Annotated in this window: 23 protein-coding genes and 1 pseudogene; 13 read left to right on the plus strand and 11 right to left on the minus strand. The window is 59.3% G+C overall.

The window, feature by feature from the left end; genetic code table 11:
- The 7 genes from sucB to ABRP86_RS10665 form a co-directional block, all read left to right on the plus strand.
- Positions 1-1,152 (plus strand): 2-oxoglutarate dehydrogenase, E2 component, dihydrolipoamide succinyltransferase (sucB, locus tag ABRP86_RS10635; protein ID WP_349864247.1); only part of this gene is annotated, 1,152 nt, incomplete at its 5' end.
- A 297-nt stretch (positions 1,153-1,449) separates the two neighbouring features.
- Positions 1,450-4,293: an aminomethyl-transferring glycine dehydrogenase gene (gene gcvP / locus ABRP86_RS10640; protein WP_023023151.1), complete on the plus strand. Its 2,844-nt coding sequence runs from the start codon at positions 1,450-1,452 to the stop codon at positions 4,291-4,293.
- A gap of 2 nt (positions 4,294-4,295) precedes the next feature.
- Positions 4,296-5,408, plus strand: coding sequence for a glycine cleavage system aminomethyltransferase GcvT (gcvT, locus tag ABRP86_RS10645; protein ID WP_349864250.1), 1,113 nt, complete (start codon positions 4,296-4,298; stop codon positions 5,406-5,408).
- 45 nt (positions 5,409-5,453) lie between these two features.
- Positions 5,454-5,846, plus strand: a complete 393-nt coding sequence (gcvH, locus tag ABRP86_RS10650) for a glycine cleavage system protein GcvH (RefSeq protein ID WP_023023155.1) — start codon at positions 5,454-5,456, stop codon at positions 5,844-5,846.
- A gap of 118 nt (positions 5,847-5,964) precedes the next feature.
- Positions 5,965-6,768, plus strand: coding sequence for a lipoyl(octanoyl) transferase LipB (gene lipB, locus ABRP86_RS10655; protein ID WP_023023157.1), 804 nt, complete (start codon positions 5,965-5,967; stop codon positions 6,766-6,768).
- 137 nt (positions 6,769-6,905) lie between these two features.
- Positions 6,906-7,970 carry a lipoyl synthase gene (gene lipA, locus ABRP86_RS10660; RefSeq protein WP_023023160.1) on the plus strand — a complete coding sequence of 355 codons (1,065 nt, stop codon included), beginning with the start codon at positions 6,906-6,908 and terminating at the stop codon, positions 7,968-7,970.
- Between the two features lie 83 nt (positions 7,971-8,053).
- Positions 8,054-8,839, plus strand: coding sequence for a DUF4191 domain-containing protein (locus tag ABRP86_RS10665; RefSeq protein WP_349864252.1), 786 nt, complete (start codon positions 8,054-8,056; stop codon positions 8,837-8,839).
- A gap of 153 nt (positions 8,840-8,992) precedes the next feature.
- Here ABRP86_RS10665 and ABRP86_RS10670 read toward each other — a convergent pair whose 3' ends face one another.
- On the minus strand, positions 8,993-9,466 hold the full coding sequence (locus tag ABRP86_RS10670; protein ID WP_023023164.1) for an RDD family protein: 474 nt from the start codon (positions 9,464-9,466) through the stop codon (positions 8,993-8,995).
- A 118-nt stretch (positions 9,467-9,584) separates the two neighbouring features.
- Between ABRP86_RS10670 and glnA the strand changes: the two genes are divergently transcribed.
- From glnA to ABRP86_RS10690, 4 genes are all read left to right on the plus strand, one after another.
- Positions 9,585-11,018 (plus strand): type I glutamate--ammonia ligase, encoded by a 1,434-nt coding sequence (glnA, locus tag ABRP86_RS10675; protein ID WP_284869831.1) that lies wholly within the window; start codon positions 9,585-9,587, stop codon positions 11,016-11,018.
- A gap of 357 nt (positions 11,019-11,375) precedes the next feature.
- Positions 11,376-11,834, plus strand: a complete 459-nt coding sequence (locus tag ABRP86_RS10680) for a hypothetical protein (protein WP_349864255.1) — start codon at positions 11,376-11,378, stop codon at positions 11,832-11,834.
- A gap of 150 nt (positions 11,835-11,984) precedes the next feature.
- On the plus strand, positions 11,985-12,929 hold the full coding sequence (locus ABRP86_RS10685; protein ID WP_349864257.1) for an SLAC1 family transporter: 945 nt from the start codon (positions 11,985-11,987) through the stop codon (positions 12,927-12,929).
- A 30-nt stretch (positions 12,930-12,959) separates the two neighbouring features.
- Positions 12,960-13,334, plus strand: coding sequence for a hypothetical protein (locus ABRP86_RS10690; protein ID WP_284869828.1), 375 nt, complete (start codon positions 12,960-12,962; stop codon positions 13,332-13,334).
- On the opposite strand, the gene ABRP86_RS10695 is transcribed toward ABRP86_RS10690, so the two are convergent.
- The 4 genes from ABRP86_RS10695 to thrC are packed head-to-tail and all read right to left on the minus strand — an operon-like array spanning position 13,331 to position 16,323.
- On the minus strand, positions 13,331-13,876 hold the full coding sequence (locus ABRP86_RS10695; RefSeq protein ID WP_284769471.1) for an NUDIX hydrolase: 546 nt from the start codon (positions 13,874-13,876) through the stop codon (positions 13,331-13,333). The two genes, ABRP86_RS10690 and ABRP86_RS10695, sit on opposite strands and share 4 nt — an antisense overlap.
- A 30-nt stretch (positions 13,877-13,906) precedes the next feature.
- Complete coding sequence (locus ABRP86_RS10700) at positions 13,907-14,752, minus strand: trypsin-like serine protease (RefSeq protein ID WP_349864262.1); 846 nt, start codon at positions 14,750-14,752, stop codon at positions 13,907-13,909.
- The gene (locus tag ABRP86_RS10705) at positions 14,727-14,873 is read right to left on the minus strand and encodes a hypothetical protein (RefSeq protein WP_023017197.1); all 147 of its coding nucleotides are present in this window, start codon (positions 14,871-14,873) and stop codon (positions 14,727-14,729) included. Before ABRP86_RS10705 ends, ABRP86_RS10700 begins: the two co-directional genes overlap by 26 nt.
- 7 nt (positions 14,874-14,880) lie before the next feature.
- A complete protein-coding gene (gene thrC, locus ABRP86_RS10710; protein WP_349864265.1) occupies positions 14,881-16,323 on the minus strand; it encodes a threonine synthase in 1,443 nt (480 codons plus the stop codon).
- Between the two features lie 38 nt (positions 16,324-16,361).
- Between thrC and ABRP86_RS10715 the strand changes: the two genes are divergently transcribed.
- Positions 16,362-17,669 (plus strand): MFS transporter, encoded by a 1,308-nt coding sequence (locus ABRP86_RS10715; protein WP_349864267.1) that lies wholly within the window; start codon positions 16,362-16,364, stop codon positions 17,667-17,669.
- A gap of 4 nt (positions 17,670-17,673) precedes the next feature.
- Here the strand turns inward: ABRP86_RS10715 and ABRP86_RS10720 are convergent, their stop codons facing one another.
- The 6 genes from ABRP86_RS10720 to ABRP86_RS10745 all read right to left on the minus strand — a co-directional run bounded on the left by ABRP86_RS10720 (position 17,674) and on the right by ABRP86_RS10745 (position 24,186).
- A complete protein-coding gene (locus tag ABRP86_RS10720) occupies positions 17,674-18,450 on the minus strand; it encodes an AAA family ATPase (protein ID WP_349864269.1) in 777 nt (258 codons plus the stop codon).
- 44 nt (positions 18,451-18,494) lie between these two features.
- On the minus strand, positions 18,495-18,692 hold the full coding sequence (locus ABRP86_RS10725; protein WP_349864271.1) for a hypothetical protein: 198 nt from the start codon (positions 18,690-18,692) through the stop codon (positions 18,495-18,497).
- Positions 18,693-18,852: 160 nt separating this feature from the next.
- Positions 18,853-19,320: a hypothetical protein gene (locus ABRP86_RS10730; protein WP_034659092.1), complete on the minus strand. Its 468-nt coding sequence runs from the start codon at positions 19,318-19,320 to the stop codon at positions 18,853-18,855.
- Positions 19,313-19,684 carry a Cgl2226 family protein gene (locus tag ABRP86_RS10735; protein ID WP_284869824.1) on the minus strand — a complete coding sequence of 124 codons (372 nt, stop codon included), beginning with the start codon at positions 19,682-19,684 and terminating at the stop codon, positions 19,313-19,315. Before ABRP86_RS10735 ends, ABRP86_RS10730 begins: the two co-directional genes overlap by 8 nt.
- A 97-nt stretch (positions 19,685-19,781) precedes the next feature.
- The gene (locus ABRP86_RS10740; protein WP_349864273.1) at positions 19,782-22,841 is read right to left on the minus strand and encodes a bifunctional [glutamine synthetase] adenylyltransferase/[glutamine synthetase]-adenylyl-L-tyrosine phosphorylase; all 3,060 of its coding nucleotides are present in this window, start codon (positions 22,839-22,841) and stop codon (positions 19,782-19,784) included.
- A 7-nt stretch (positions 22,842-22,848) separates the two neighbouring features.
- On the minus strand, positions 22,849-24,186 hold the full coding sequence (locus ABRP86_RS10745) for a glutamine synthetase family protein (RefSeq protein WP_349864276.1): 1,338 nt from the start codon (positions 24,184-24,186) through the stop codon (positions 22,849-22,851).
- A gap of 140 nt (positions 24,187-24,326) precedes the next feature.
- Here ABRP86_RS10745 and ABRP86_RS10750 point away from each other — a divergent pair.
- Positions 24,327-24,911: pseudogene (locus ABRP86_RS10750) on the plus strand (transposase); the annotation flags it as partial.
- Positions 24,912-24,989 lie beyond the last annotated feature (78 nt).

Here is a 24,989-nt window from a genome sequence, read left to right on the forward strand (position 1 = left end):
GAAGCCATCGCCCGCGTCGGCGACGAAAACGCCGCACCATCCTCCGACGACTCCGACTCCGACGACGACAAGTCCGAGGAAAAGAAGGAAGAGCCTAAGTCTGACGAGAAGAAGGAAGACAAGGCCCAGCCTGCCAAGGAGGAGAAGAAGGAAGAGCCGAAGCAGGATTCTTCCCTGAACACCTCCACCAAGGTCAACAACGGCGATAACGTTCCATACGTGACCCCGTTGGTGCGCAAGCTGGCTGATAAGCACGGCGTAGACCTCAGCTCCATTGAAGGCACCGGTGTGGGCGGACGCATCCGCAAGCAGGACGTCCTTGCAGCTGCTGGTGAGGGCGATGCGAAGGCATCGGCAGGCGAAGATAAGAAGACTGCTGACTCCCCACGCGCACGCTGGTCCACCAAGTCCGTGGATCCGGAAAAGCAGGAGCTTATCGGTACCACCAAGAAGGTCAACCGCATCCGCGAAATCACCGCTACCAAGATGGTGGAAGCGCTGCAGATTTCCGCACAGCTTACCCACGTACAGGAAGTCGATATGACTCCTATTTGGGACATGCGCAAGAAGAGCAAGCAGGCGTTCATTGATAAGTATGGCGCCAACCTGTCCTTCCTGCCGTTCATCGTGAAGGCCACCACGGAGGCTTTGGTCTCCCACCCGAACGTGAACGCCTCCTATGACCCAGAAACCAAGGAGATGACCTACCACGAGGATGTCAACGTCGCCATCGCCGTAGACACCCCGAAGGGTCTGCTCACCCCGGTCATCCACAAGGCACAGAACCTGTCCTTGCCGGAAATCGCGCAGCAAATTGCAGAGCTGGCTGATAAGGCCCGCAATAACAAGCTGAAGCCAAATGACCTGACCGGTGCCACCTTCACCGTGACCAATATCGGTTCCGAGGGCGCCCTGCTCGATACCCCGATCCTGGTTCCGCCACAGGCCGGAATCCTGGGTACCGCGGCTATCCAGAAGCGCGCTGTGGTGGTCAACGAGAATGGCCAGGATGCCATCGCCATCCGCCAAATGTGCTTCCTGCCCTTCACCTATGACCACCAGGTCATCGATGGTGCGGATGCAGGCCGCTTCATCACCACCATCAAGGACCGCCTGGAGACTGCAGACTTCGAGGCTGACCTCGATATCTAAAAGCAGTTAGCTAACTGGCATACCTCCCGTTCCTTCTACTCGAAGGGGCGGGAGGTTTTGTCATGCCTGGGGTACCGCGCGGGGGTGTAGCGCGTGAACCTCCGCCACAGATATCAGACGAATTTTATCCCGGCACTACAAGACATATTTCACTAATTGGGAGGTAAGCAGGCTACAACACATTTTCATCGGAGAGTTACTGCATAAAAGTTTCTCAAGGGCGCTGTCTTTACCGGTTATTAAACATATACTTAGGGGCGGTTAAGACCATTGCACCCGATGAAGGAGACCTCACAGATGGATTTCATCTCCCGCCACCTAGGGCCGGATTCTTCCGAGCAGGCCGCCATGCTCGGCACGGTGGGCTACGACAGCGTGCAGGCGCTTGTCGATGCCGCCATCCCGCCCAAGATCCGCGCTACGGAACTTCCCCACCTGCCAGAAGCACTTTCTGAAGACGGGGCACAGGCCGCTTTGCGGGAGTTCGCCAATCAAAACACTGTGCTGAAGCCCTTCTATGGCCAGGGCTATTCGGACACCCTGACCCCCGCCGTCATCCGCCGCGGCCTACTTGAGGATGCCGGCTGGTATACCGCGTACACCCCCTACCAGCCTGAAATTTCCCAGGGCCGCTTGGAAGCCTTGCTCAACTTTCAGACCATGATCGAGTCTCTGACAGGTCTGCCCATCGCGAACGCTTCCTTGTTGGATGAGGCTTCCGCTACCGCAGAGGCGGTCGGTTTGATGTCTCGCGCGGTGAAGAAGGGCCGCCGCGTCGTGCTGGACTCCCGCCTCCACCCACAGGTGCTCACCGTTGCCGCTGAACGCGCCCGCGCGATTGACCTCGAGGTAGAGATCGTCGACCTGCGCGAGGGCTTGGTGGGCGAAGACCTCATCGGTGCCGTCATCGCTTACACCGGCACCGAAGGCGAGATTTTCGATCCTTCTGCTGTGATTGAAGAGCTGCACACCCGCGGCGCGCTGGCCTCCGTAGTCACTGACCCGCTGTCCCTGCTGCTCCTAGAAGGCCCCGGAAACTTGGGCGCCGATATCGTTTTGGGCTCGTCCCAGCGCTTTGGTGTACCCCTCTTCTTCGGTGGCCCGCACGCTGCCTACATGGCGGTAACGGATAAGCTCAAGCGCCAGATGCCGGGCCGCATCGTCGGTGTCTCCAAGGATGCAGATGGCCGCCCAGCCTACCGCTTGGCGCTACAAACCCGCGAGCAGCACATCCGCCGCGAGCGCGCGACCTCCAATATTTGTACTGCCCAGGCACTTTTGGCCAATGTGGCCTCGATGTATGCCGTCTACCATGGGCCGAAGGGACTCAAGGACATCGCCGAGCGCGTGCACAGCTTGTCCTCCTCCTTCGCCCAGTCCATCGTGGATGCTGGTTTGGAGATTACATCGCAGCACTTCTTCGATACCGTCACCGTCTGCGGTGTTGACGCCCAGAAGATCAAGGCCGATCTGCAGGATGCGGGCTACTTGGTGCGCGCAATCGGAACCGACAAGGTATCCGTATCCTTCGGTGAATCCGCTACGCAGCGCGATGTCGCACACTTGGCAGAGGCCTTCGGCGCCACCCCGGCTGAAGCAAACTTTGACCTGCCGGAGAACCTGCAGCGTGCCGAGGAACCGCTAGAGCACGAGATTTTCCACTCCATCCATTCTGAGACCCAGATGCTGCGCTACCTGCGCAAGCTCGCGGACAAGGACTTGGCGCTGGACCGCTCCATGATTCCGCTGGGCTCGTGCACCATGAAGCTCAACCCCACCGCGGCCATGGAGCCCATCTCCTGGCCAGAATTCGCGGGCATCCACCCGTATGCCCCAGAAGAAACCACGGCGGGCTGGCGCGCGTTGGTGGAAGAGATCGAAGGCTGGCTCGCCGAGCTTACCGGCTATGCCAAGGTCTCCATCCAGCCGAATGCCGGCTCCCAGGGCGAGTTGGCGGGTCTACTGGCCATTCGCCGCTACCACGTGGCCAATGGCGATAATGAGCGCGATGTCGTGCTCATCCCGGCCTCCGCGCACGGCACCAACGCCGCTTCTGCCACCCTGGCTAACCTGCGCGTCGCCGTGGTCAAGACCGCCGAGGACGGCTCCATTGACGTCGCGGACTTGGAAGAAAAGATCGAAAAGCACGGCAACCACATCGCCGGCATCATGGTTACCTACCCCTCCACCCACGGCGTCTTCGACCCCGAGGTGCGCGATGTGTGCGATAAGGTGCACGCGGTCGGCGGCCAAGTCTACATCGATGGCGCCAACATGAACGCGCTGACCGGCTGGGCACGCCCAGGCGATTTCGGCGGCGATGTCTCCCACCTCAACCTGCACAAGACCTTCACCATTCCGCACGGTGGCGGCGGCCCGGGCGTTGGCCCGGTGGCTGTGGCAGAACACCTCATCCCTTTCCTACCCAGCGATGCCGCATCCCCTGAGCTTGATGCCACCGCGGAAACCCCTGTTGGCCAGGGCGTTCCCATTACCGGCAGCAAGTACGGCTCCGCCGGCGTCCTGCCCATTTCCTGGGCTTACCTGGCCATGACCGGTGCCGAGGGCCTCGCCGCCGCATCCGGCCACGCAGTATTGGGCGCTAACTACCTGGCGGCCTCGCTCAACGAATACTTCCCCGTCCTCTACACCGGCAACGAGGGCTTGGTGGCACACGAGTGCATCATCGATTTGCGCGAGCTTACCGATGCCTCCGGGGTCACCGCCGCCGATGTGGCCAAGCGCCTCATTGACTTCGGCTTCCACGCCCCCACCCTGGCCTTCCCTGTGGCCGGCACCTTGATGATTGAGCCCACCGAGTCTGAGGACAAGGGCGAGCTGGATCGCTTCATCGAAGCCATGCGCACCATCCGCGCCGAAATCCAGGAGATCATCGACGGTGAGGTGGCCTACGAGGACTCCGTTATCCACCACGCACCGTTTACGGCTGAGTCGGTGGCTACCGATAACTGGGAGTACTCCTTCGGCCGCGACAAGGCCGCGTGGCCGGTCAAATCCCTATTGCATAGCTACAAGTATTTCCCACCGGTTCGCCGCCTCGATGAGGCCTACGGCGACCGCAACCTGGTGTGCAGCTGCCCGCCGCCAGAAGCATTCGAGATCGACGATTCCGAGGAGTAACAATGACCGAACTTCTAACCTCCCCGCTCAATGCCAAGCACGAGGAACTCGGCGCTACCTTCACTGCTTTTGGGCCGTGGAATATGCCGCTGAAGTACAACAGCGAGCTGGAAGAACACCACGCCGTTCGTAACAGCGCAGGCCTGTTCGATCTCTCCCACATGGGAGAAATCTGGGTCAATGGACCCGACGCCGGCAAGTTCTTGTCCTACTCCTTCATCTCTAACCTGGATTCGCTCAAGGTGGGCAAGGCCAAGTACTCCATGATCACCGCTGAAGACGGCGGCATCATCGATGATCTGATTTCTTACCGGTTCGAGGAGGACAAGTTCCTCGTCGTGCCCAATGCCGGCAATGCCGATACCGTCTGGGACGAGCTCAATAAGCGCTCCGAGGGCTTCGACGTCGAGCTCAAGAACGAGTCCCGCGACGTCGCTATGATCGCCGTGCAGGGTCCCAAGGCCGCCGAGATCCTCGTCCCGCTGGTAGAGGACAATAAGCAAGAAGCCGTCTACGAACTGGGCTACTACGCCGCCACGATGGGCAAGGTGGCGCGCACCTTCGCCATCATCGCGCGCACCGGTTATACCGGCGAGGATGGCTTCGAGCTCATCGTCTATAACTCCGATGCCCCGCAGTTGTGGGAAGAATTGCTCAAGGCGGGCGCGGAATACGACATCAAGCCGTGCGGCTTGGCTGCGCGCGATTCCCTGCGCTTGGAGGCTGGCATGCCGCTCTACGGCAACGAGCTCTCCCGCGATATCACCCCGGTAGAGGCGGGCATGTCGCGCGCCTTTGCCAAGAAGGAAGCGGACTTCGTAGGCGCAGATGTCATCCGCAAGCGCGCCGAGGACGGCCCACAGGTGGTTATCTCCGGGCTCACCTCGGATCAGCGCCGCGCTGCGCGCGCCGGCGCCGAGGTCTACCTCAATGACACCAAGGTCGGCACCGTCACCTCGGGTCAGCCCTCCCCCACGCTTGGCCACCCAGTGGCCATTGCGCTGCTTGATACCAGCGCGGAGCTCGAACCGGGCACCGCGGTGGAGGTAGAAATCCGCGGCAAACGTTATCCTTTTGAGGTAACCGCGTTGCCGTTCTACAAGCGCGACAAGTAAGCCACCCACACACCCTAAAATCTCAGCCCGAAAGGACTACATACCATGTCTAACCTGCCCCAAGACTTTTCCTACTCCGAAGACCACGAATGGATTAACGCCGCCAAGGACGCCGTAGAAGGCAAGACCGTTCGCATCGGCATCACCTCCGTTGCCGCAGACCGCCTGGGCGAGGTCGTCTTTGCAGAACTGCCAGAGGTAGGCGATACCGTCACCGCCGGTGATTCTTGTGGCGAGGTCGAATCCACCAAGTCCGTATCCGACCTGTTTTCCCCGGTCACCGGCACCGTGAAGGCCGTCAACGATGCCGTACACGATGACTACGCCGTCATCAACAACGACCCCTTCGGCGAAGGCTGGCTCATCGAAGTCGAGGTGGATGAAGCAGGCGAGCTCATGGAGGCAGAGGAATACGCCTCCGCGAACGGCCTCGACTAAAGGCGTCTAATTCGAGACCCCCTCGAGCATAAAATTGGCGGGAGGATGCTATGGCATTCTCCCGCTTTACTTTTCCTCGCTTTGCTTTTCCCTACCAAAGAAGACGACACTAGAGATTATGACTGCACCACGCGATCCTTTCTTTCCCGCTGAACGCTCCATTCGCGCCTCGGACAACCCCCTTGAAATACGCCATTTGGGCCGCATGGATTACCAAGAGGCGTGGGATTATCAGGCGGAAGTGGCGGCTGCGCGCGCGCAGGGCACGCAGGACGATGTGGTCTTAGTAGTCGAACACCCCAATATCTACACCGCGGGCAAGCGCACGCAGCCTGAGGACATGCCGGATAACGATCTGCCGGTCATCACCGTGGACCGCGGTGGGCGCATTACCTGGCACGGCGAAGGGCAGTTGGTGCTCTACCCCATCATCAAGCTGGCAGAGCCTGTCGATGTCGTCGATTATGTCCGCCGCCTCGAAGAGGCCACCATCCAGGCCGTACGGGAGTTGGGCGTGACGACCGCAGGTCGCATCGACGGCCGCTCCGGGGTGTGGGTGCCTTCTACCACCCAGGCAAAAGATCCTTCAGCCTCGCAGCGCGATCGCAAGATCGCCGCGCTGGGAATCCGCATCACCCGCGGGGTTACCATGCACGGCTTGGCACTCAACTGCAGCAATACGCTGGAGTATTACGATCACATCGTGGCCTGTGGCATCGATGATGCAGATATCACCACGCTCTCGCTGGAACTCGGCCGCGAGGTCACGATGGAAGAGGCCGCACAGCCACTCTTGCAGGCGCTTGATGATGCCCTCTCGGGCCGCCTCATCGTTGCCGATCACAGTTTCGGTTCCGCACCCGATCCCACAAAGCTTGCGAATGAGAAGGCGCGAAAGCGGCGTCGGCAAGCGCAGGCTTAAGCCCCCATGGCCCTAGTTTGGGGCTAGCGTGGAATAGTTGTGCGCCCGCGCGCCTTATACCAAGAAGAGCTATTAGCCATCACCATCTTTGATCGATAAAGTGAGTATTTGTGACTGTAAAGCCTGAAGGACGCAAGATGCTCCGCATTGAGAAGAAAAATGCGGAGTCGCCCATCGAACAAAAGCCGCGGTGGATCCGCAACCAGGTTCGCACCGGACCGGGCTACGAGGACATGAAATCCCGCGTGGCCGGCGCTTCCCTGCACACCGTCTGCCAAGAAGCCGGGTGTCCGAATATCCACGAATGCTGGGAATCCCGCGAGGCAACCTTCCTCATCGGCGGCGATAAGTGCACGCGCCGTTGCGACTTCTGCGATATCGCTACCGGCAAGCCGGAGCCGCTCGACCGCGACGAGCCGCGCCGCGTGGCCGAAAACATCCAGGAAATGGACCTCAACTACACCACCATTACCGGTGTGACCCGCGATGACCTCCCGGATGAGGGCGCATGGCTGTATGCGGAGATCGTGCGCAAGATCCACGAGCTCAACCCGCACACCGGCGTAGAGAACCTCACCCCAGATTTCTCTGGCAAGCCGGACCTGCTCGAAGAGGTCTTCGAGGCGCAGCCCGAGGTCTTCGCCCACAACCTGGAGACCGTGCCGCGCATCTTCAAGCGCATCCGCCCGGCCTTCCGCTACGAGCGCTCCCTCGATGTTATCCGCCAGGCCCACGACTACGGCCTTATTACCAAGTCCAACCTGATTTTGGGCATGGGCGAGACCGAGGACGAGGTCGAGGAAGCATTGCGCGACCTGCGCGAGGCTGGCTGCGACATCATCACCATCACCCAGTACCTGCGCCCCGGCCCGCGCTTCCACCCCATCGAGCGCTGGGTGCGCCCGGAGGAATTCGTGGCTCACTCCAAGCTGGCTAAGGAACTGGGCTTCGGCGGCGTCATGTCCGGCCCGCTGGTTCGCTCTTCCTACCGCGCCGGCCGCCTGTACGTGCAGGCCATGGAAAAGCGCGGCCTGGAGCTGCCGGAGAACCTCAAGCACCTTAAGGAGACCTCCCAGGGCGCTACCGCTCAAGAGGCATCCACCTTGCTGGATAAGTACGGTCCTTCGGAAGAAACCCCGGTAACCACCCGCATGGCCAAGACTCCGGCCAATGCTAATTCGGTCGCGGCAACCGTGCGCTAAAATCCCGGAATATTCTTACTCGGCCCTCGCCATCTGCGGGGGCCGTTTAACATTTTTGTCACCTGACCCTTAAAGTAGGAACTATGGCGAAAGATGACAAAGCAGCCATGAAAGCTGCCAAGAAGCAAGAACGCGCGGCCAAGCGCCAAAAGCGTAAGCAAACCTGGTCACAGTTGTGGCAGGCCTTCAATTTGCAACGCAAGCAGGATAAGGCGCTCATTCCTATCATGCTGGCCGCCTTCCTCGGCGTCGGCCTTTTGTTCTTCCTCATTGGTACGCTCTTTAACGGTCAATGGTTCATGCTGATTATCGGCCTGAGCTTGGGCGCGCTTTTGGCGATGTTCCTTTTTACCCGCCGCCTAGAACGCGATATGTACAAGCGCGTCGAAGACCAACCCGGCGCCGCCGGTTGGGCCTTGGAGCAGCAGCTGCGCAATACCGTCGGCATCGTATGGTCCGTAAAATCTGGCATCGCCGCTACCCGCCAGCAGGACCTTATCCACAGGGTCATCGGTAATGCGGGCGTCATCTTCGTGTGCGAGGGCAATAAGAACCGCCTTCGCCCCTCCCTTAACCAGCTAAAGAAACGCGTGGACAAGATTGCCGGCGGCGTGCCGGTCTATGAGGTCTACGTCGGCACCGGCGAGGACGAGGTGCCGGTTTCCAAGCTGCGCAACCACCTCATGAAGCTGCCGCGCAACTACAATAAGAACGCTACCTACGAAAATATCCGCCGCATTGAGGCCATGGACTCCATGCCGGGAACAATGCCCGGCATGCCTAAGGGCCCAATGCCGCAACAGGCGCAGAACATGTCCGGTATGAACCGCCGCATGCGCCGCGCGCAACAGCGCAAAGGCAAGGGCTAAATACTGCTTTAGCCACTCACCCCGGCTAGGCTTTCGGCTCTCGCCTTGCTCTTAAGCAGAAACAGTCCCTGCAACCACCCGATTGGGAAAGGTTGCAGGGACTGTCGTGGTTTTCGTAATTTTACGGTGCGCGGGACTTATCCCCGCGCGCCGCTAAGAGTTAATAACGATGGTGCCAGTTGCGCGGTCGTGCATGCCGCGGCCGTCCGCGTCCACCATGGCGGCGGGAAAGATGACGCCGGTAAGCAACGTGCGCACTGCCGCGCGCCACAGGCCCACCTGCGCGCCAGGCACATCTAGGCGGGCCACGCCCATGCCGAGGATGAGCATGCCCGGGGTGCGTGCGAATAGCCAGCCGCACACGATGCCCATTAACGCCCAGAGCGCGTAGCCTAAAAAGGATACGCCTCCGAGCTGCGTGGTGAACATGTGGATGAGATTGGCCAGCAGCATGCAAATGATCCAGTCAATGGCTACGGCGCCTGCGCGGCGGCCTACCGACGCCATGGACCCAGGCCCAGATTCCGGCAAGCCCAAGTTTTCACCTGGCCACCGGCCGGGGGTTCCTGCATCGTCATATTCGCCCGGAATATTGGGCCCATCGAGCCACGTGCGCTTGTCTGCCATGCTCACCAATTTAGTTGCCCCTCACCCAGAAGTGAAACGAGGCCAATGGCCATGCCGGGTAGATAAAACTAGTAGGCTATAGGCAGATAATTCATCGGCCAACAAACAGGAGGCAATCTTGTCTTTCGAGACAGTGCAGGACATCGTCCAATTTATTCAGGATGAGGACGTAAAGTTCGTGGATGTCCGCTTTACGGACGTCCCCGGCACCGAGCACCACTTTTCCATCCCTGCCAGCGAATTTACTGAAGAAGATGCCGAAAATGGCTTGGCCTTTGATGGTTCTTCCATTCGTGGTTTTACCACCATCGAAGAATCCGATATGACGCTGCTGCCGGATCCGGCAACCGCGCATATCGATCCCTTCCGTTCGGCGAAGACCCTGAATATCAAGTTCTTCGTCCACGATCCCTTTACCTTTGAGCCATTTACCCGTGACTCCCGCAATATTGCCCGCAAGGCCGAGGAATACTTGCAGTCCACGGGCATCGCCGATACCTGTAACTTCGGCGCCGAGGCCGAGTTCTACCTCTTCGATTCCGTGCGCTATGGCACCGATATGCAGCACGGTTTCTATGAGGTGGACTCCGATGAAGGCTGGTGGAACCGCGATAACGAGACCAACCTGGACGGCACTCCCAATACCGGTTACAAGACCCGCGTGAAGGGTGGCTACTTCCCCACCCCGCCGTACGATAAGCACAGCGAAGTCCGCGATGACATCGTGGCCAACCTGCAGGAAGTCGGCTTCCAGATCGAGCGCTTCCACCACGAGGTGGGCGCAGCGCAAAACGAGATCAACTACCGCTTCAACTCCTTGCTGCATGCCGGCGATGACATTCAGACCTTCAAGTACGTGGTCAAGCGCACCGCCCAGGAGTGGGGCAAGGCCGCGACCTTCATGCCTAAGCCGCTGGCTGGCGATAATGGTTCTGGCATGCACGCCCACATGTCCCTGTGGAAGGACGGCGAGCCTCTCTTCCACGATGAGGCTGGCTACGCAGGGCTTTCCGATATCGCCCGCTACTTCATCGGCGGTATCCTGCACCACGCCGGCGCCGTGCTTGCCTTTACCAACCCAACGCTGAATTCCTACCACCGCTTGGTTCCTGGCTTCGAAGCGCCGATCAACCTGGTGTACTCCCAGCGCAACCGTTCGGCCGCGATCCGCATCCCGATTACTGGTTCCAACCCGAAGGCTAAGCGCATCGAGTTCCGCGCACCGGACCCATCCAGCAACCCATACCTGGCCTTTGCCGCCATGATGATGGCCGGTGTGGATGGCGTGAAGAACCGCATCGAGCCGCACGCCCCAGTGGATAAGGACCTCTATGAGCTGCCGCCAGCAGAGGCCGAGTCCATCCCGCAGGCACCAACCTCCCTGGAGGCTTCCCTGGAGGCGTTGAAGGAAGACATGGACTTCCTGACCGAGGGTGATGTCTTTACCGAGGATCTCCTCGAGACCTACATCAACTACAAGTACGAAAACGAGATCAACCCAGCGCGCCTGCGTCCTACCCCGCAGGAGTTCGAGCTCTACTTCGATTGCTAAGGAGACGCTAGCTCTCAGCTAGCTTCCGTTACAGGCAGCCACCTAAACAATGCTTAGGTGGCTGCTTTCTTTTGCTTGGCGCTATTTCCCCTTCATCCCTTTTCAAGCCAGCCACTCTCTCTATCGAAAGACAACACAATGAAAAAGCTATTCCCTGTTCTGGCGGCAGTCCTTATTCTTACTGGGTGCTCCACTAACACTGAGGAGGCGGCTCCCACCGAGAACACTACTTCTGAATCCACCTCCAGCGCTGACTCCTCGACTTCAAGCAGCACAGCACAATCAAGTGATAGGCCCTCGTCCGAAGAAACCGTCAGTGCCGAGTCACAATCACCCGTTAGCGCAGATCAGCTAACGGTGACACAGCAAAATATCAACGGCCACGGTGTCTACCTCAATCCAGACAATGGCAGTTACTACTATTGCAATACCACGCAGGCCACCTGGGGAAATGTGGCCCCAGGCGTGTGCGACGGACCCTACGATTACAACGGCGCCAACCAAAAATTCCGGGCAGTTACTGAAGAGTGGTATTCCCAAGCAGCCGAAGAATTAGGAATGGAAGACACCACACCACCTACCGGTAATGCCACCACTAACGGTTACCCAGATTCTCCCGAGGGCGCCGTTTTCAACTCGTGCTGGGAAAATGGCTTTGCCCAATTCACCGACGGAAGCGTTCGCCCGTACCCGGATTGTGCCTTAAAGCAGCCAGAGGCACGCACACCCTCGCCATGGGTGCAGGGACAGATTGATTGGCACAATTGTATTGAGTCTGGAAAATCAGAGGAAGAATGCCGGGCTGAGCTAAGCTAACCTCGTGTTTGCAAAACCAAATGAGGGCTCCGTCATATCCACTGCCCACTTTGAGGGCGGACGCTCCCCAGCGCGCACATGAGGGTTTTCACCAGGTAAAAAGCGGCTCGGTCTTAGTATGCGGCTTCGGGTGAAATTAGACTCTGAGTAGTGACTGATAAATTCCGCCACCTTCCCCCGCCTGGTCCGGCTTGGGCCGGCAGCCTTATGGGTACCTCCATCATCTCGCGCATGTTGGTTGAAGAAGACATGTTTGTTGCCGCTGGTGTATTCGCGGCACTTGCGTGCACCATTTTCGTCGTGTTGACCGCCGGTTACGCCCGCTACCGCAGTCCGCGGTTTGAGCGGACCACTATGGCGGAGTGGTCCATGTTTTTCATCGGCGTCCTCGCGCTTGGGGCGGCATTATCAGGGTTGACGGGCATTGGAATATTCCGCCTCGTCGGCTTTTGGGTGGGTGGCCCCGTCACCGTCATTACGTGGGGTATTCAGCTCACCCGCTTCGATGGAGAGCCGCGCTTTACCTGGGGTCTTCCTTTGGTGGGGCCGATGATTTCGGCATCGGTGGCTGGATGGCTTGCCCTCGATTACGGGCAGATCTACCACATCATGGGCACCGTGCTCTTCGCTATGTCCTTGCTGACGGCAGTCCCGGTATTTGTCTACGTCTACTGGGCAGCCTGGCACGGCAAAGTGGATTTTAGTGGTGGAAAATCCGCCACCGCGTGGGTGCCATTAGGCGTGGTAGGGCAATCTACTACCGCAATGCAGGTCCTCTACCCCGGCAGTATCTCCGTGTACTACGGGCTTATAGCCCTAGCTATTGCCATCCCGCTATCGCTTTATGCAATGGTGACTTTTTATCCGCGAGCTGCCCGCTGGGTCCCCTACTCTCCCGCGTGGTGGGCGTGCACCTTCCCGCCTGGCACCGTGAGCATGGGCGGGCATCAAACGGCATTGGTCAATGGATCGCAATGGCTTGACGTTATCGCGCTGAGCATTCCCTTGCTCCTTGTTGCGCACTGGTGCCTGTGTTCGGCGCGGTTCTTAGGCTGGCTCTGGGAAGGCCGCACGCGCAAAGAATTGACTCACTAGGAGATGTCCTACCTCGTCTATCATCGGGCCATGAGCTCTTCGCCTATTACGTTCATCGCCTGGGATGCTGCGCACCTCGCTGGGGTGCGGGAGGTGCTCGCCGGCTTGCGTCGCGACGGAGTCTACTTATGCCGAGCAGGCCTAACGCTTGAAACTTCTTGGCTTGGCGATGGCGCCCGGGATTTCTATGGCACCGCCTGGGAATGGGGACCAGAAGATAGCGAGTTATTTTTTGAGCTGGCGCGGCGGGGCAAGCTGCTGATAACGATCGATGCCACGGTCATATGCTGCGGATCCGATAAAGACGCGGCGGAGGCTCAGGAGTGTATTGCCCAAGAGTTGGTCGTAGCGAACAGCGCGGAGGAGCTACAACTTCTGCTCATCGACGCGCAGGAAACGCGCTAGAGGCCGGGCTGCTCGCTGCGCTTCATCCAGCCCATGCGGGGAGAAAAGCCTTGCGGGTGCTTGAGATGCGCCACGGCATCCGCGATCATCAGGCGATGGCGGCGCGACAAGCTATCCGGAAGGTGTGCCACCGAGAACCACTGCGCTTCGGTGTTTTCTTCATCGCTGATGACGGGCTCAGCACCGTCGGCGACAGACAGGCGAAGTGCGGTGCCCATGAACATGCATTCATCGCCATTGGGATAGGTCACTGGGCCGGACTGGCCAACGCCGAGGAGCGCTTCCACCTTGGCATCGAGGCCTACCTCTTCCTTGACCTCGCGCAAGGCGGTGGTCGTAATCTCCTCGCCCGGCTCACAGATGCCTTCCACAGGGGTCCACACGGCATTATCAGCGCGCTTTACTAAAAGTACGGACGGCACCTCCCACAAGGCCGCACCGGTAGGTACATCGCGGAGAATGATGGCACTGCACGCGGGGACGAAGATCTGATCGTGGCCGATGGATTCGCGCAGCTTCACAATATAATCAGGCGTTGGCATACCACCTAGCGTAGCCAATCTTGGCCGGTCCTATGCCACGGGGCCGAGGACCTTCAGCGCCAGTTCTTGGATATCCGGTGCGGTGGTAAAGGCCACATCAATGGTTTGTTGCGTGTCTTCACAGCTATGCCCCTCGTCTAGGGGCTCGGTGATTCCAGAAACCAAGCCGACGATAGTCTGCCGTCCATCCACATCGCCATAGACGGGCCCGCCGGAATCCCCGACGGCGCTGCACATCTCTGCCAAGGCGGCGTTGGAATCGTGTTCTAGGCCCTGGTAGTTGAGCTGCGTGGAATCCACGGCGTTTTTTACGTTCCCACAGGTCACAATGGTGGAACTGCCCAGCTTGCACACCGCATCCGGCAACTTGTTCAGCTGCGTGGCTACGGTGGTGGCTACCTCGCCTGGGGTGAAGTACTGCGCATCGCGGTACAGCTCGATGAAGGCAACGTCCAAATGGTTGGTCTCCTCGGCAAAGAAATCCGAATAGATCACCTCGCCTACGGGATCGGCTGGGTAGGCGAAATCGCCCTCTTGGGTTCCGGCCCAGACCTTATCGCCAGGTTTGCCGCAATGGGAGGCCGTCACGGCGATGGTGCGGCCATCGGCAAGCGCGAAGGACCACGCCGCGGTGCAGGACTGGAAGTTAAAGTACTCGCCTGGCTGCGGGTCACTCGTGGTTAAGTTCAGCGCGGCGCCTGGGGGCACCGGCACCACCGCGGGCTCATAAAACTCGTTCGGCGGCGCCGGCGGTGGCGTGTCAGTGGATTGCGCAACCACCCCATCCTGCTGCTGGGTGGCATCGGTGCTACACGATGCCACCGTAAACAGCCCTGCTGCTGCCAGCAGGCTACTGGCTATTCGTACCCGCGTCACCTGCAGAGTCCTTGTCCTGTTCTTCCTTATCCGCCTCTGCTTGCGCTTTTAAGTCGCGGATGAATTTTTCCGGATCGAATTCGGTATAGTGCTCCGGTCCAGCGAAGTTTTCTAATGCCATGTGGTGGCTACACCTCCGTGTTCTTGATGCTTGAGGTAATAAAATCCTTGACCGCTGCGGCATCATTGGGCAGATCCGCCACGTGGCGCTCCGCGTCCAGGATGTCAGCGAAACGCTCCGGTGGCTGCGGCGCGCTCCCGATGGCCTCGGTGATGGTTTCGCTGAACTTTACCGGCAGTGCCGTTTCCAGGCAGATAATGGGCGTCGTCACGCCCTCTTTTTGGGCCGCACGCGCCACTTTGATGCCATCGGCCGTGTGTGGATCCGCCAGGTAGCCATAGCGCTCGTGTACGTCCTTGATGGTGGCAAGGCGGTCATCGTGGGTAGAGGAACCGGACAAGAAACCATAATCTTCGCGCGCGGCCGTGATGAGCTCTTCTTCAAGGTTAAACCCGCCTTCTTTGACCTTGGTACCAAAGAGATCTGCAACGCGGGCGGCATCGCGTCCTAAAAGATCGAAGGCGAAGCGCTCGAAATTGGAGGCGCGGGAAATATCCATAGACGGCGATGAAGTGGCCATGGTTTCTGCGGCTGGGCGCGGGCGGTAGTTGCCGGTGCGGAAGAACTCATCCAATACGTCATTCTCGTTCGTCGCCACGATGAGGCGATCGATGGGAAGGCCCATGCTGCGCGCGATGTGACCGGCGCAGATATCGCCGAAGTTACCGGTAGGAACGCTAAAGGATACCTTCTGCTCGTTAGTATCGGTGACCTTGATCCAGCAGGAAATATAGTAAACCACCTGGGCTAGCAGGCGCGCCCAGTTAATGGAGTTGACCGCGCCGATGCGGTAGTTGGCCTTAAATTCCGCATCGCTGGAGACGGCCTTTACCACGTCCTGGCAATCATCAAAGACACCATCGAGGGCGATATTGAAAATATTCGGATCATCCAAGCCGAACATTTGCGCCTGCTGGAAGGCGGTCATGCGCCCGGCCGGGGTCAGCATAAAAACGCGGATGCCGTCGCGACCGCGCATGGCGTATTCGGCAGAAGAGCCAGTATCGCCAGAGGTAGCGCCCAAAATGTTCAGCGTCTCCCCGCGGCGGGCAAGCTCATATTCAAAAAGCTCGCCCAAAAGCTGCATGGCCATATCTTTAAATGCAGCGGTGGGCCCCTCGGATAGGTGGCCGATAAAGAGGTCATCACCAAGCTCCGTGACCGGGGCGATCTCCGGGGAGGCAAACTTCGGGCTGGTATATGCTCGGGCGGCGATTCTATCCAGATCTTCCTCTGGAATATCATCGATAAACAGCTTGATTACCTCAGCCGCAAGGGCGGCATAGCCGTCAGTTTTGACCACTGTGCGCCACGTATCCAGCGTGGCGGAGTCCAGTTGCGGGTAGGTTTCAGGCAGGTATAGGCCACCATCGGGCGCTAGCCCTCCCAAGAGGATATCCGTAAAGGATGCGGGCTGGCCGGTGGTATCACGGGTCGAAATATACTTCACAAGATGAATCCTAGTAGTTAACGCGTAAGGTATCAGCCATGTCGCAGCCAAATCCAAGAGAAGTTATCACAACCCAGGCGTTAATGATTTGGGTCGCGGCCATGGCGGTCTACCTCGTAGCCATTACCGGACGGTCTTCCTTCGGCGTAGCCGGCCTCGATGCCATCGAGCGCTTCGACGTCGATGCCGGGCGCATCGCGGTATTTACCTCCGTGCAATTGGGCGTCTATGCCATCGCACAAATCCCCACCGGCATGCTGATCGATAAATTCGGCCCCCGAATCCTACTCGTGGTAGGCGCAGTCATCATGGGCGTCGGCCAGGTCATGCTCGGTTTTACCAGCAATTACGGGGTAGCCATCATCGCGCGCGTGCTCATCGGTGCCGGCGATGCCACGGGCTTCCTGTCGGTGATGCGCATCCTGCCCTACTGGTTCCCGCTACACCGCACGCCGATGTTTACCCAGGTGACTTCCTCCATTGGCCAGATGGGGCAATTCATTTCCGCCGTCCCCTTCCTCTGGTTGCTAGGGACTGCGGGTTGGACCGCAGCGTTCGTGACCCTGGGTGCAGTGGGCATCCTCGTCGCCATTGCCGCCGCCGTCGCGGTCGCTGACTCCCCAGAGAAGCTCGGGGTTATTCCGCTGGAGAAGGAACCGCCCAATTCCCAGGGCAGCAGCATCGGCGCGCGCTTAAAGGCGGTCTTTACCTCGCCCATCGCCTGGCAGGCATACTTTATTCACTACAGCGGGATGTTGCCGCTGATTGTCTTTGTCATGCTGTGGGGCATGCCCATGATGACCCAAGGCATGGAACTATCCAAGGGCAAAGCCAGCCTCGTGCTCACCCTCTTGGCCGTATTTTTGGTTCTTGTCGGGCCCTTGCACGGCCGGATTTCCTCCCGCGCGCAGAATATCCGCCCCTGGGTCGCGCTCGGGTTCGTAAGCCTGCACGTACTGACCTGGGTACTATTCTTCGCCTTCGGCACCGGCGGGGGTCTGGCGGCCATCACCGTGGTCTCCTTTATCCTGGCGCTGTGCACGCCGACGTCAAATTATGGCTTCGACATCATCCGCGAGAACATGGACCGCTCTGTCGTCGCTACCGCCACCGGCTTGGGCAATATGGGCGGGTTTACCTCCGGCATGTTGGGCGCGCAATTATTCGGCATGGTCTTGGACCACTCTGCCGATGCCCCCAATTACTCCATGCCCGATTTCACCTCCGCCTCACTCGCCGTCCTCGCCGTATGGCTGTGCGGCATGGCTGGTGTCGTCATCACCCACATCCTGCGCCGGCGCGGCGGCTACGCGGGTCCATCAGTGAGGATCGTGGAAGTAACCTAGCGGTCTATTCAGGCCTTTCGACCTCGTCCACCGTGATGTCGGCCGCCTCTGTGTCCTCCGCCTCTGCATCTTCTGCGTCTGGGTCCAAGATAAAGTTGATGGTCCCCTCAGGGTCTTCGAGGAACTCCCTAGTGGCGGCCACGGCTTCGGCCTCATCAAAGGAAATGCGCTGGAAGCCGGTGTCATTTAATTCCACGATATCGGCATTGGGGCAGCCTAATAGGATGGGTGAATGCGTGGCGATAAATACCTGCGCGCCGCGGTCAACGGCTTGGGCGATTTCCGCTATCAATGCCAATTGCCGAACGACGGACAAGCCCGATTCTGGTTCATCCAGAATATAGACCCCAGCGCCATCGACTCGCTCATAGAGCACATCGAAGACGGACTCGCCGTGCGAGCGGGCCTGCACATCCACCTGCGTGGGCAGGGTGGAACGCCCGCCGGTTTCCTCGGGGGATTGCTCGCGCGATAGCAGGTATTCGTGGGTTTCCGCCCTCAGGAAATAGGCGCGCTGGATAAGCTCCGTGCACTCGCAGGCCACCGGGCTTACTGGCAAGATTGCTTCCGGATCCCCCATCCGGCCGCCCTTGGGAGAGCACCTAAGATCCGTTGCCATGGCGGCCAAGAGGCTGGATTTTCCTATGCCGTTATCGCCGACGAAAATCGTCACCGGACGGGTAAAGGAAAATCTCCTTAAATCTGCTAGGTAATCGAAGGCAGGCAGGCTGCGGCGATAATCTCGCGGCAGGGACTTCAGGCGAATGGCATCAACCAACATGCCTGGCACTTTAGCAGCAGCGGCGCTTGGAGGGGGTCTTCACGTTATCGCCACGCTATTGCTGCTGCTACCTCGAGTACGGACTTGAGGTGCAGGATTAAAGGATCCCCGGTTGCTGCTTGGGCAATGGTCTCTGCTGGCACCGCATTTACCGCAAAGGCTATCGCCAATCCCCCGCTAATAGGAAATACTATGGCTGCGGCCACCGCCAAGGTTGTAGATAACTTATTCTTGATTGTCATCGTCTCCTCCATTCCCTCGGTAACGCACACCTTTATTCGTTACCGTTTCGTTATGGGATAACTCTAGGGAGACGAGCTGTTAAGGCCATGCCGTCAGTCTGCCGGTTTCCTGAAACTTCGCGGGGACCATTCGCAGGCAATCCGGGGCCACGGCACTGGTCTAATTCGCCGGGGCGCTTTCAGCCACGATGCCATCGCTGGCTGGGATGACAATCCCTTTCTCAAAGGCACCAATGATGGCCTTTTCATCGTCTTCATCCAGCTCACCAGAGGCCACGGCGCTCTTTAACTCGCGCTCTAGATACTGCCGGACATCAGACTTTCCGGATTTATTCTGGGTAATATCGCGCGGCACCGATTCCAAGGGAATCCCCAACGCCTTCGCCAGCGACATCACGCGATTGGCCTCTGAGGACGCATCGCCTCCCACTGCACCATTAACCTGGGCGGGCGCTTCTTCCTGCACCACTCCCCCGGCTACGGCATCACCCACGGTCATCGTCCCTTTAGGCGGGTGATGGCGGTTGGTTGCCCACGTGCCAACAACGACGGCGATTATGGCCGCCACGGCGATACAGCCCCAGAGGTAGATAAGCTTTCTGCGGTGGGCTCCCGGTGATTTAGCCATGGTAATCCGAACTTCCCCCGAAGAATCCGTATCCATTACCGCGCGAGGAATTGCCAGTGCCGCGTTCATTCAAGATATCGATGAGCGAGCGGATCGTGGCCTCCCCAATGCGGTCGCCGCGCCCGCGCGAGCGGGAGTCCGTGCCGCCCTCGCGGCCAAGGTCGTCTTGGTGATGCGGCGCATCAACGTTCTGCCCGGCGCGGGACGCGCCCGTCTGTGGGGCCGAGACCTCAATGGTCAAGGTGGTGCCATCTAACTCTAGGACGTCATCATCACGGACCCCAGCCGCGCGAGCGGCAGAAAGCAAGGCGGCCAATTCTCCAACCGTGGCGGAGTCCACATCGAGCTGCAGCTGAAATGACATAACCAAAGATCCTTTCTCTAACTTGTTCCTACTTTAGAGTCCGATACTTTAAAAGTTAAGGGAATTAGCGCTGCATAGACCAAGTTATGCGGCAACTTTAAGAATGCTCGAAGGATTCCTCCTCTCCCCAAAAGACTTCATCGACCACCTTGCGCGCGTGCCGGGTCAATTTCAGGTATGTATCCAAGAAATCCTGGTTATTCTCCGGCGTCCAGCCGGCCGCACCGGCCACCTGTGCCAGTTGTGGTCCGGGCCCAGGCAATTGATCCACGCGCTTGCCGCGCACCAGCACCAACGCATTGCGGGCATCCGTTGCCATCAACCACGCATCTCGCAGGTCACCGGTTTGATCGGCGCTTAATATTCCGCTTTCTTCCAGCGCATCCAATACCGGCAAGGTCCCTGGCTGCCGCAGCTTGGGATGTTCGTGCCCGTGCATCATAATCAGCAGCTGCACCGTCCACTCAATATCGGTCAGGGCGCCGCGCCCCAACTTCGTGTGAGTGGTGCGGTCAGCTCCCCGCGGCAAGCGCTCGTTATCCACCCGAGCCTTCATGCGCCGGATGGCGCGAATGGTGGACTGGCTCGCGCCGCTATCCGGGTAGCGGTATTCATCGATCATCTCCATAAAGCGCTGGCCCACTTCCTCGTCCCCAGCGATGAAGGCCGCGCGCAGCAGCGCCTGCATTTCCCAGGCCTCGCCCCACTCGCGGTAATAGCGCTTGTAGGAGGCAATGCTGCGCACCACCGCACCAGATCGCCCTTCCGGGCGCAGGCCCAGGTCGACGTCCAAGGGCGGATCCCCAGAGGGCTTGGCAAGGCGGCGTCGCAGCTTATCGACGATCCCGATGGCCCACCGCATGGCCTCGCCTTCATCGTCTGCAGCCTCAGGCTCTGCCACAAAAAGAACATCTGCATCGGAGCCGAACCCAAGCTCACGGCCACCGAGCCGGCCCATACCAATAACCGCAATGCGCGCCGGCGGTTCCGCATCCTCGTGGTCATTCCGCCAGGCCCGTACCTCCGCGCGGAGGGCGGCTTCCAATACCGCGTTCCAGATAGTCGACAGCTCTTGGCATACCTGCTCAACGGGGATAATCCCTAAGAGATCGCCACTGGCGATGCGCGCCAGCTCCACCCTGCGCAGCGAGCGCGCGACCGCCACCGCCTTATCCGGGTGCGCATGGCGCTTGCTGGAATTAACCAGCGCCTTAGACACCTGCTCCGGCTTAGTTTCGAGCAACTTGGGACCGGTCGCGCCATCGGAAAGCTGCTTCACCGAATCCGGGGCGCTGATGATAAGGTCCGCGGTAAATGGCGAGGTTCCCAGAATATGCATCAAGCGCTGGCCGACGATCCCCTCATCCCGCAGGATGCGCAGGAACCACGACTTATCCCGGGCGGCCTCAGATAGCTTGCGGTAATTGAGCAACCCCATATCTGGATCGGCGGTGTCTGCCAGCCATTCCAACAAGGTCGGCAGCAAGATGGCTTGAATGCGTGCCTTGCGGGAGGTACCGGATGCCAAAGAGGTCAGGTGCTCGAAGGCACGTACCGGCGAGCTATACCCCAATGCCGCAAGCTGCAGCTTTGCCGCCTCCGGCGAAAGTTTGAGCTCATCGGCGGACATGGTCACCACGGAATTGAGCAGCGGGCGATAAAACAGGCGCGAGTGCAACTCAGAAATGCGCATTCTGATGCGCCGCAAATGCGCAAGCATGCCCTGCACTGCAGACTTAGTGCCCTGCGGGGAAAACCCTGAAATTACCGCGAGCCAGTTCAGGCCCGCTTCATCATCGTCTGCCGGCAGCGTGTGCGTGCGGCGGAAGCGCTCCAATTGCAGGCGGTGTTCTAAAAGGCGCAAGAATTCATAAGCCTCGATGAGCTGCGTGCCGTCTTCGCGGCCCACGTAGCCGGCGGAGATAAGCGCGTCGAGGGCATCCACTGTCGACAGCGCGCGCAGAGATTCATCGGAACGCCCGTGCACCAATTGGAGCAATTGCACCGCGAATTCAATATCGCGCAGCCCACCGACGCCCAACTTGAGCTCGCGATGTTTGAGCTCATCCGGCACATTATCCAATACGCGCCGGCGCATGGCTTGGACGTCTTCCACGAAGGAATCGCGCTGCGAGGCCGTCCAGACCATCGGCCGGATTTGCTCCAAGTAATCCTCTCCCAGCGGCAGGTAACCGGTCATCGCCCGCGCCTTGAGCAGCGCCTGGAATTCCCAGGTTTCTGCCCACCGGCGGTAGTAGGTCACGTGCGAATCCAACGTGCGCACCAGCGCCCCAGACTTACCCTCTGGCCGCAGGTTCGCATCGACATCAAAAAATGTCGTCGACCCAATCCTGTTAAACTCCGCGGCGAGCCGGGTGGCCTTGGGAGTTGCCTCGCTGCCGACGAAGATGACGTCCACGTCGGAGATATAGTTCAGCTCCCCGGCACCGCACTTGCCCATCGCCATGACCGCAAGCTGTGCATCGAGCGGATCGTCGCCGTAGATCTTGCGCACCGCAACGGCAAGGGAGGCCGTGAGGGCGGCATCGGCAAGCGCCGTAGTCAGCGTGGTGACCTGCCGGAAGCTTACCTCCGGCTGCGGGCGGGATTGCCCCTTGCGGGAGTGGAAGGTACCCGCCACATCGTGCGCGGCAAGCCGCATCATCAGCGTGCGGTACTGGGTCCGCATCTCCTTTTTATGCTCGCCCTCGCTCGCGCGGTACGTACCCGGCGCGCTGAGATCGTCCCTCGCTGGATCCGGAGCATCGAGCTCTGCGGCAAACGTTGCCGGCTGCGCCTCCACCGTTTCAAGCAAGCTGGTGAGCATCTCTTCTGGCTCCGGGAGCGGCTTTTTCAGCTCCTCCCACAGCTCCGGGTGGGCGGCAAGGTGATCCCCAAACGCCGTCGACGCACCCAAGAGGGCGAGGAGGCGCACCCTCACTTGCTCATTGCTGCGGATTTCCGCATCGAGCTCCGGGGCCTGTTCGTAAATGCGCACGAGGTTATTAAGGGCCAAATCTGGATCACCGACCGCAGCCAGCGTCCATAAAAGGTCAACGGACTCCGGGTTATTCCATCCCAGTTGTTCTAAGTCTTGTGCGGCATGGGACCGGCTAAGGCCCAGCGACGCCGGCGAAGGCACCGTGGCAGGACGCATTATTCTCCTAGAAGTTCAGGTTGTTGCGCAGCTCGACTGTCGTAATTTGGCGCTGGTAATCGCGCCATTCTTCCCATTTGGCGCGCAAGAAGAACTCGAAGACATGCTCTCCCAAGACCTCCGCCATAAATTCGGACTTTTCAAACTCGCGCAGGGCCTGATCCATGCTGGAGGGCAGATCCTTATACCCCATGGCGCGGCGTTCCCGGTGGGTGAGCTGGTGGACATCGTCTTCTGCAGGCTCGTCTAATTCATAGCCCTCCCGGATGCCCCGCAGCCCTGCGGCAAGGATGACGGCATAGCCCAGGTATGGGTTCATGGAGGCATCAATGGACCGGATTTCCACCCGGCGCGATTCTTCCTTGGTCAGGCGGTATGTAGGCACGCGCACCAGGGCGGAACGGTTCTGCACGCCCCACGTGACCGAGCCCGGCGCCTCATTGCCAAACATCAGCCGCTTATAGGAGTTGGGCCACTGGTTGATAATGGGGCTCATCTCCGTAGAGTGCTCCAAAATCCCGGCAATAAACTGCTTAGCGGTGTGCGAGAGCGAAAATTCATCGTCCGGATCATGGAAGGCGTTAGACTGGCCTTCAAACAGGCTAAAGTGCGTGTGCATTCCTGAGCCCGGGAGATCCTCAAAGGGCTTGGGCATAAACGTTGCCCGCACATTGGAATCCGTGGCCACCTGCTTAATAACCCGCCGGAAGGTCATAATATTATCCGCCATGGTCAGCACGTCGGCGTGGCGGAGATCGATTTCCTGCTGGCCCGGCGCGGTTTCGTGGTGGCTAAATTCGGTGGCGATGCCGAGTGATTCCAGCGCAAGCATGGCGCGGCGGCGGAATAGCGGCGCGGTATCGTGCGTCGCTTGGTCGAAATACCCGCCATTATCGGTGGGGACCAGGTCTGTCAGTTCCTTGCTGTGTTCCAGCAGGTAGAACTCAATTTCTGGCGAGGCCATGCAGGTAAATCCATCATTGGCGGCCTCGGTGACCTGGCGGCGCAGGATATGGCGCGGATCTACCACGGAGGGCTGGCCGTCTGGCTGCGCAATATCGCAGAACATGCGCGCCGTTTGCAGGTCCGGCTCGTTGTCATCAAAGGGCAGGATTTGGAAGGTGGAGGGATCCGGCAGCGCAATGGTGTCTGATTCAGAGATGCGGGAAAATCCCTCTACCGACGAGCCATCAAAGCCAATCCCCTCCTCAAAGGCGGATTCGAGTTCGGAGGGGCTCATCACTACGGATTTGAGGGCGCCCATGATATCCGTAAACCACAAGCGGATAAAGCGGATATCGCGTTCCTCAACGGTGCGTAAGACGAATTCGTGTTGGCTATTCATGCCCTAAACCTTACCGGCTCAGGTTGCGTCCTTTAGTGTGGTGTAACGCTTGCTGATGGTGAGCCCCGGAAATAGTGGGGCGGTCACCGTCAGTTAACCTTTCGACTCAACTACCACATCTCACCGAAAGGCATATGACGATGACCGCTGCACCACATTCTATCGACCCTGCAACCTACTTGGATGATCTGCTCGCTCAAGCCTCCCCTGACTTGATGCGCCAGATGCTGCAAGGGTTTATCAACCAAATCCTCTCCGCCCAGGCCGACACCGTCTGCGGCGCCGAATACGGCGTTGCCTCCACCGAACGCGTCAACCACCGCAATGGGTACCGCCACCGCGACCTTGACACCCGTGTCGGCACGATCGATGTCGCAGTACCGAAGTTGCGTCACGGCGCATTCTTCCCGGACTGGTTGTTAGAACGCCGTACGCGGGCAGAACGGGCCTTATCGACCGTCATTGCAACCTGCTGCCTCAAAGGGGTTTCCACCCGCAGGATGAATGATCTAGTGGCAACACTAGGCATTGCCAACATGTCGAAATCCCAAGTTTCACGCATGTCAGAAGAACTCGACGAGATGGTCGCCGATTTCAAAAATCGTCCGCTCGATCCCGGCGGCTACGCCTACCTGTCCTGCGACGCGCTGACAATCAAAGTGCGCGAAGGCGGCCGTGTGGTCAAATGCTCAGTGCTGCTTGCCACTGGGGTCAACGCTGACGGGTGGACCTGACCCCCAGATGGTGGACACCTTGAAACCAGCATCTCGCTGGGGAAGTGAGGTACCTTTCCACCATGCCAC

Source organism: Corynebacterium sp. KPL3927, assembly GCF_040225835.1.
Classification (GTDB): Bacteria; Actinomycetota; Actinomycetes; order Mycobacteriales; family Mycobacteriaceae; genus Corynebacterium.

What these genes read in the sequence shown, in the direction of transcription:
- ABRP86_RS10690 (WP_284869828.1), top strand. Translation starts at nt 12,960, where the DNA reads ATGAGCTCTTCGCCTATTACGTTCATCGCCTGGGATGCTGCGCACCTC.
- ABRP86_RS10735 (WP_284869824.1), bottom strand. Translation starts at nt 19,684, where the DNA reads ATGTCATTTCAGCTGCAGCTCGATGTGGACTCCGCCACGGTTGGAGAA.
- gcvP (WP_023023151.1), top strand. Translation starts at nt 1,450, where the DNA reads ATGGATTTCATCTCCCGCCACCTAGGGCCGGATTCTTCCGAGCAGGCC.
- ABRP86_RS10725 (WP_349864271.1), bottom strand. Translation starts at nt 18,692, where the DNA reads ATGACAATCAAGAATAAGTTATCTACAACCTTGGCGGTGGCCGCAGCC.
- ABRP86_RS10670 (WP_023023164.1), bottom strand. Translation starts at nt 9,466, where the DNA reads ATGGCAGACAAGCGCACGTGGCTCGATGGGCCCAATATTCCGGGCGAA.
- ABRP86_RS10665 (WP_349864252.1), top strand. Translation starts at nt 8,054, where the DNA reads ATGGCGAAAGATGACAAAGCAGCCATGAAAGCTGCCAAGAAGCAAGAA.
- ABRP86_RS10695 (WP_284769471.1), bottom strand. Translation starts at nt 13,876, where the DNA reads ATGCCAACGCCTGATTATATTGTGAAGCTGCGCGAATCCATCGGCCAC.
- ABRP86_RS10740 (WP_349864273.1), bottom strand. Translation starts at nt 22,841, where the DNA reads ATGCGTCCTGCCACGGTGCCTTCGCCGGCGTCGCTGGGCCTTAGCCGG.
- lipB (WP_023023157.1), top strand. Translation starts at nt 5,965, where the DNA reads ATGACTGCACCACGCGATCCTTTCTTTCCCGCTGAACGCTCCATTCGC.
- ABRP86_RS10705 (WP_023017197.1), bottom strand. Translation starts at nt 14,873, where the DNA reads ATGGCATTAGAAAACTTCGCTGGACCGGAGCACTATACCGAATTCGAT.
- ABRP86_RS10745 (WP_349864276.1), bottom strand. Translation starts at nt 24,186, where the DNA reads ATGAATAGCCAACACGAATTCGTCTTACGCACCGTTGAGGAACGCGAT.
- ABRP86_RS10715 (WP_349864267.1), top strand. Translation starts at nt 16,362, where the DNA reads ATGTCGCAGCCAAATCCAAGAGAAGTTATCACAACCCAGGCGTTAATG.
- gcvT (WP_349864250.1), top strand. Translation starts at nt 4,296, where the DNA reads ATGACCGAACTTCTAACCTCCCCGCTCAATGCCAAGCACGAGGAACTC.
- gcvH (WP_023023155.1), top strand. Translation starts at nt 5,454, where the DNA reads ATGTCTAACCTGCCCCAAGACTTTTCCTACTCCGAAGACCACGAATGG.
- ABRP86_RS10720 (WP_349864269.1), bottom strand. Translation starts at nt 18,450, where the DNA reads ATGTTGGTTGATGCCATTCGCCTGAAGTCCCTGCCGCGAGATTATCGC.
- ABRP86_RS10730 (WP_034659092.1), bottom strand. Translation starts at nt 19,320, where the DNA reads ATGGCTAAATCACCGGGAGCCCACCGCAGAAAGCTTATCTACCTCTGG.
- lipA (WP_023023160.1), top strand. Translation starts at nt 6,906, where the DNA reads ATGCTCCGCATTGAGAAGAAAAATGCGGAGTCGCCCATCGAACAAAAG.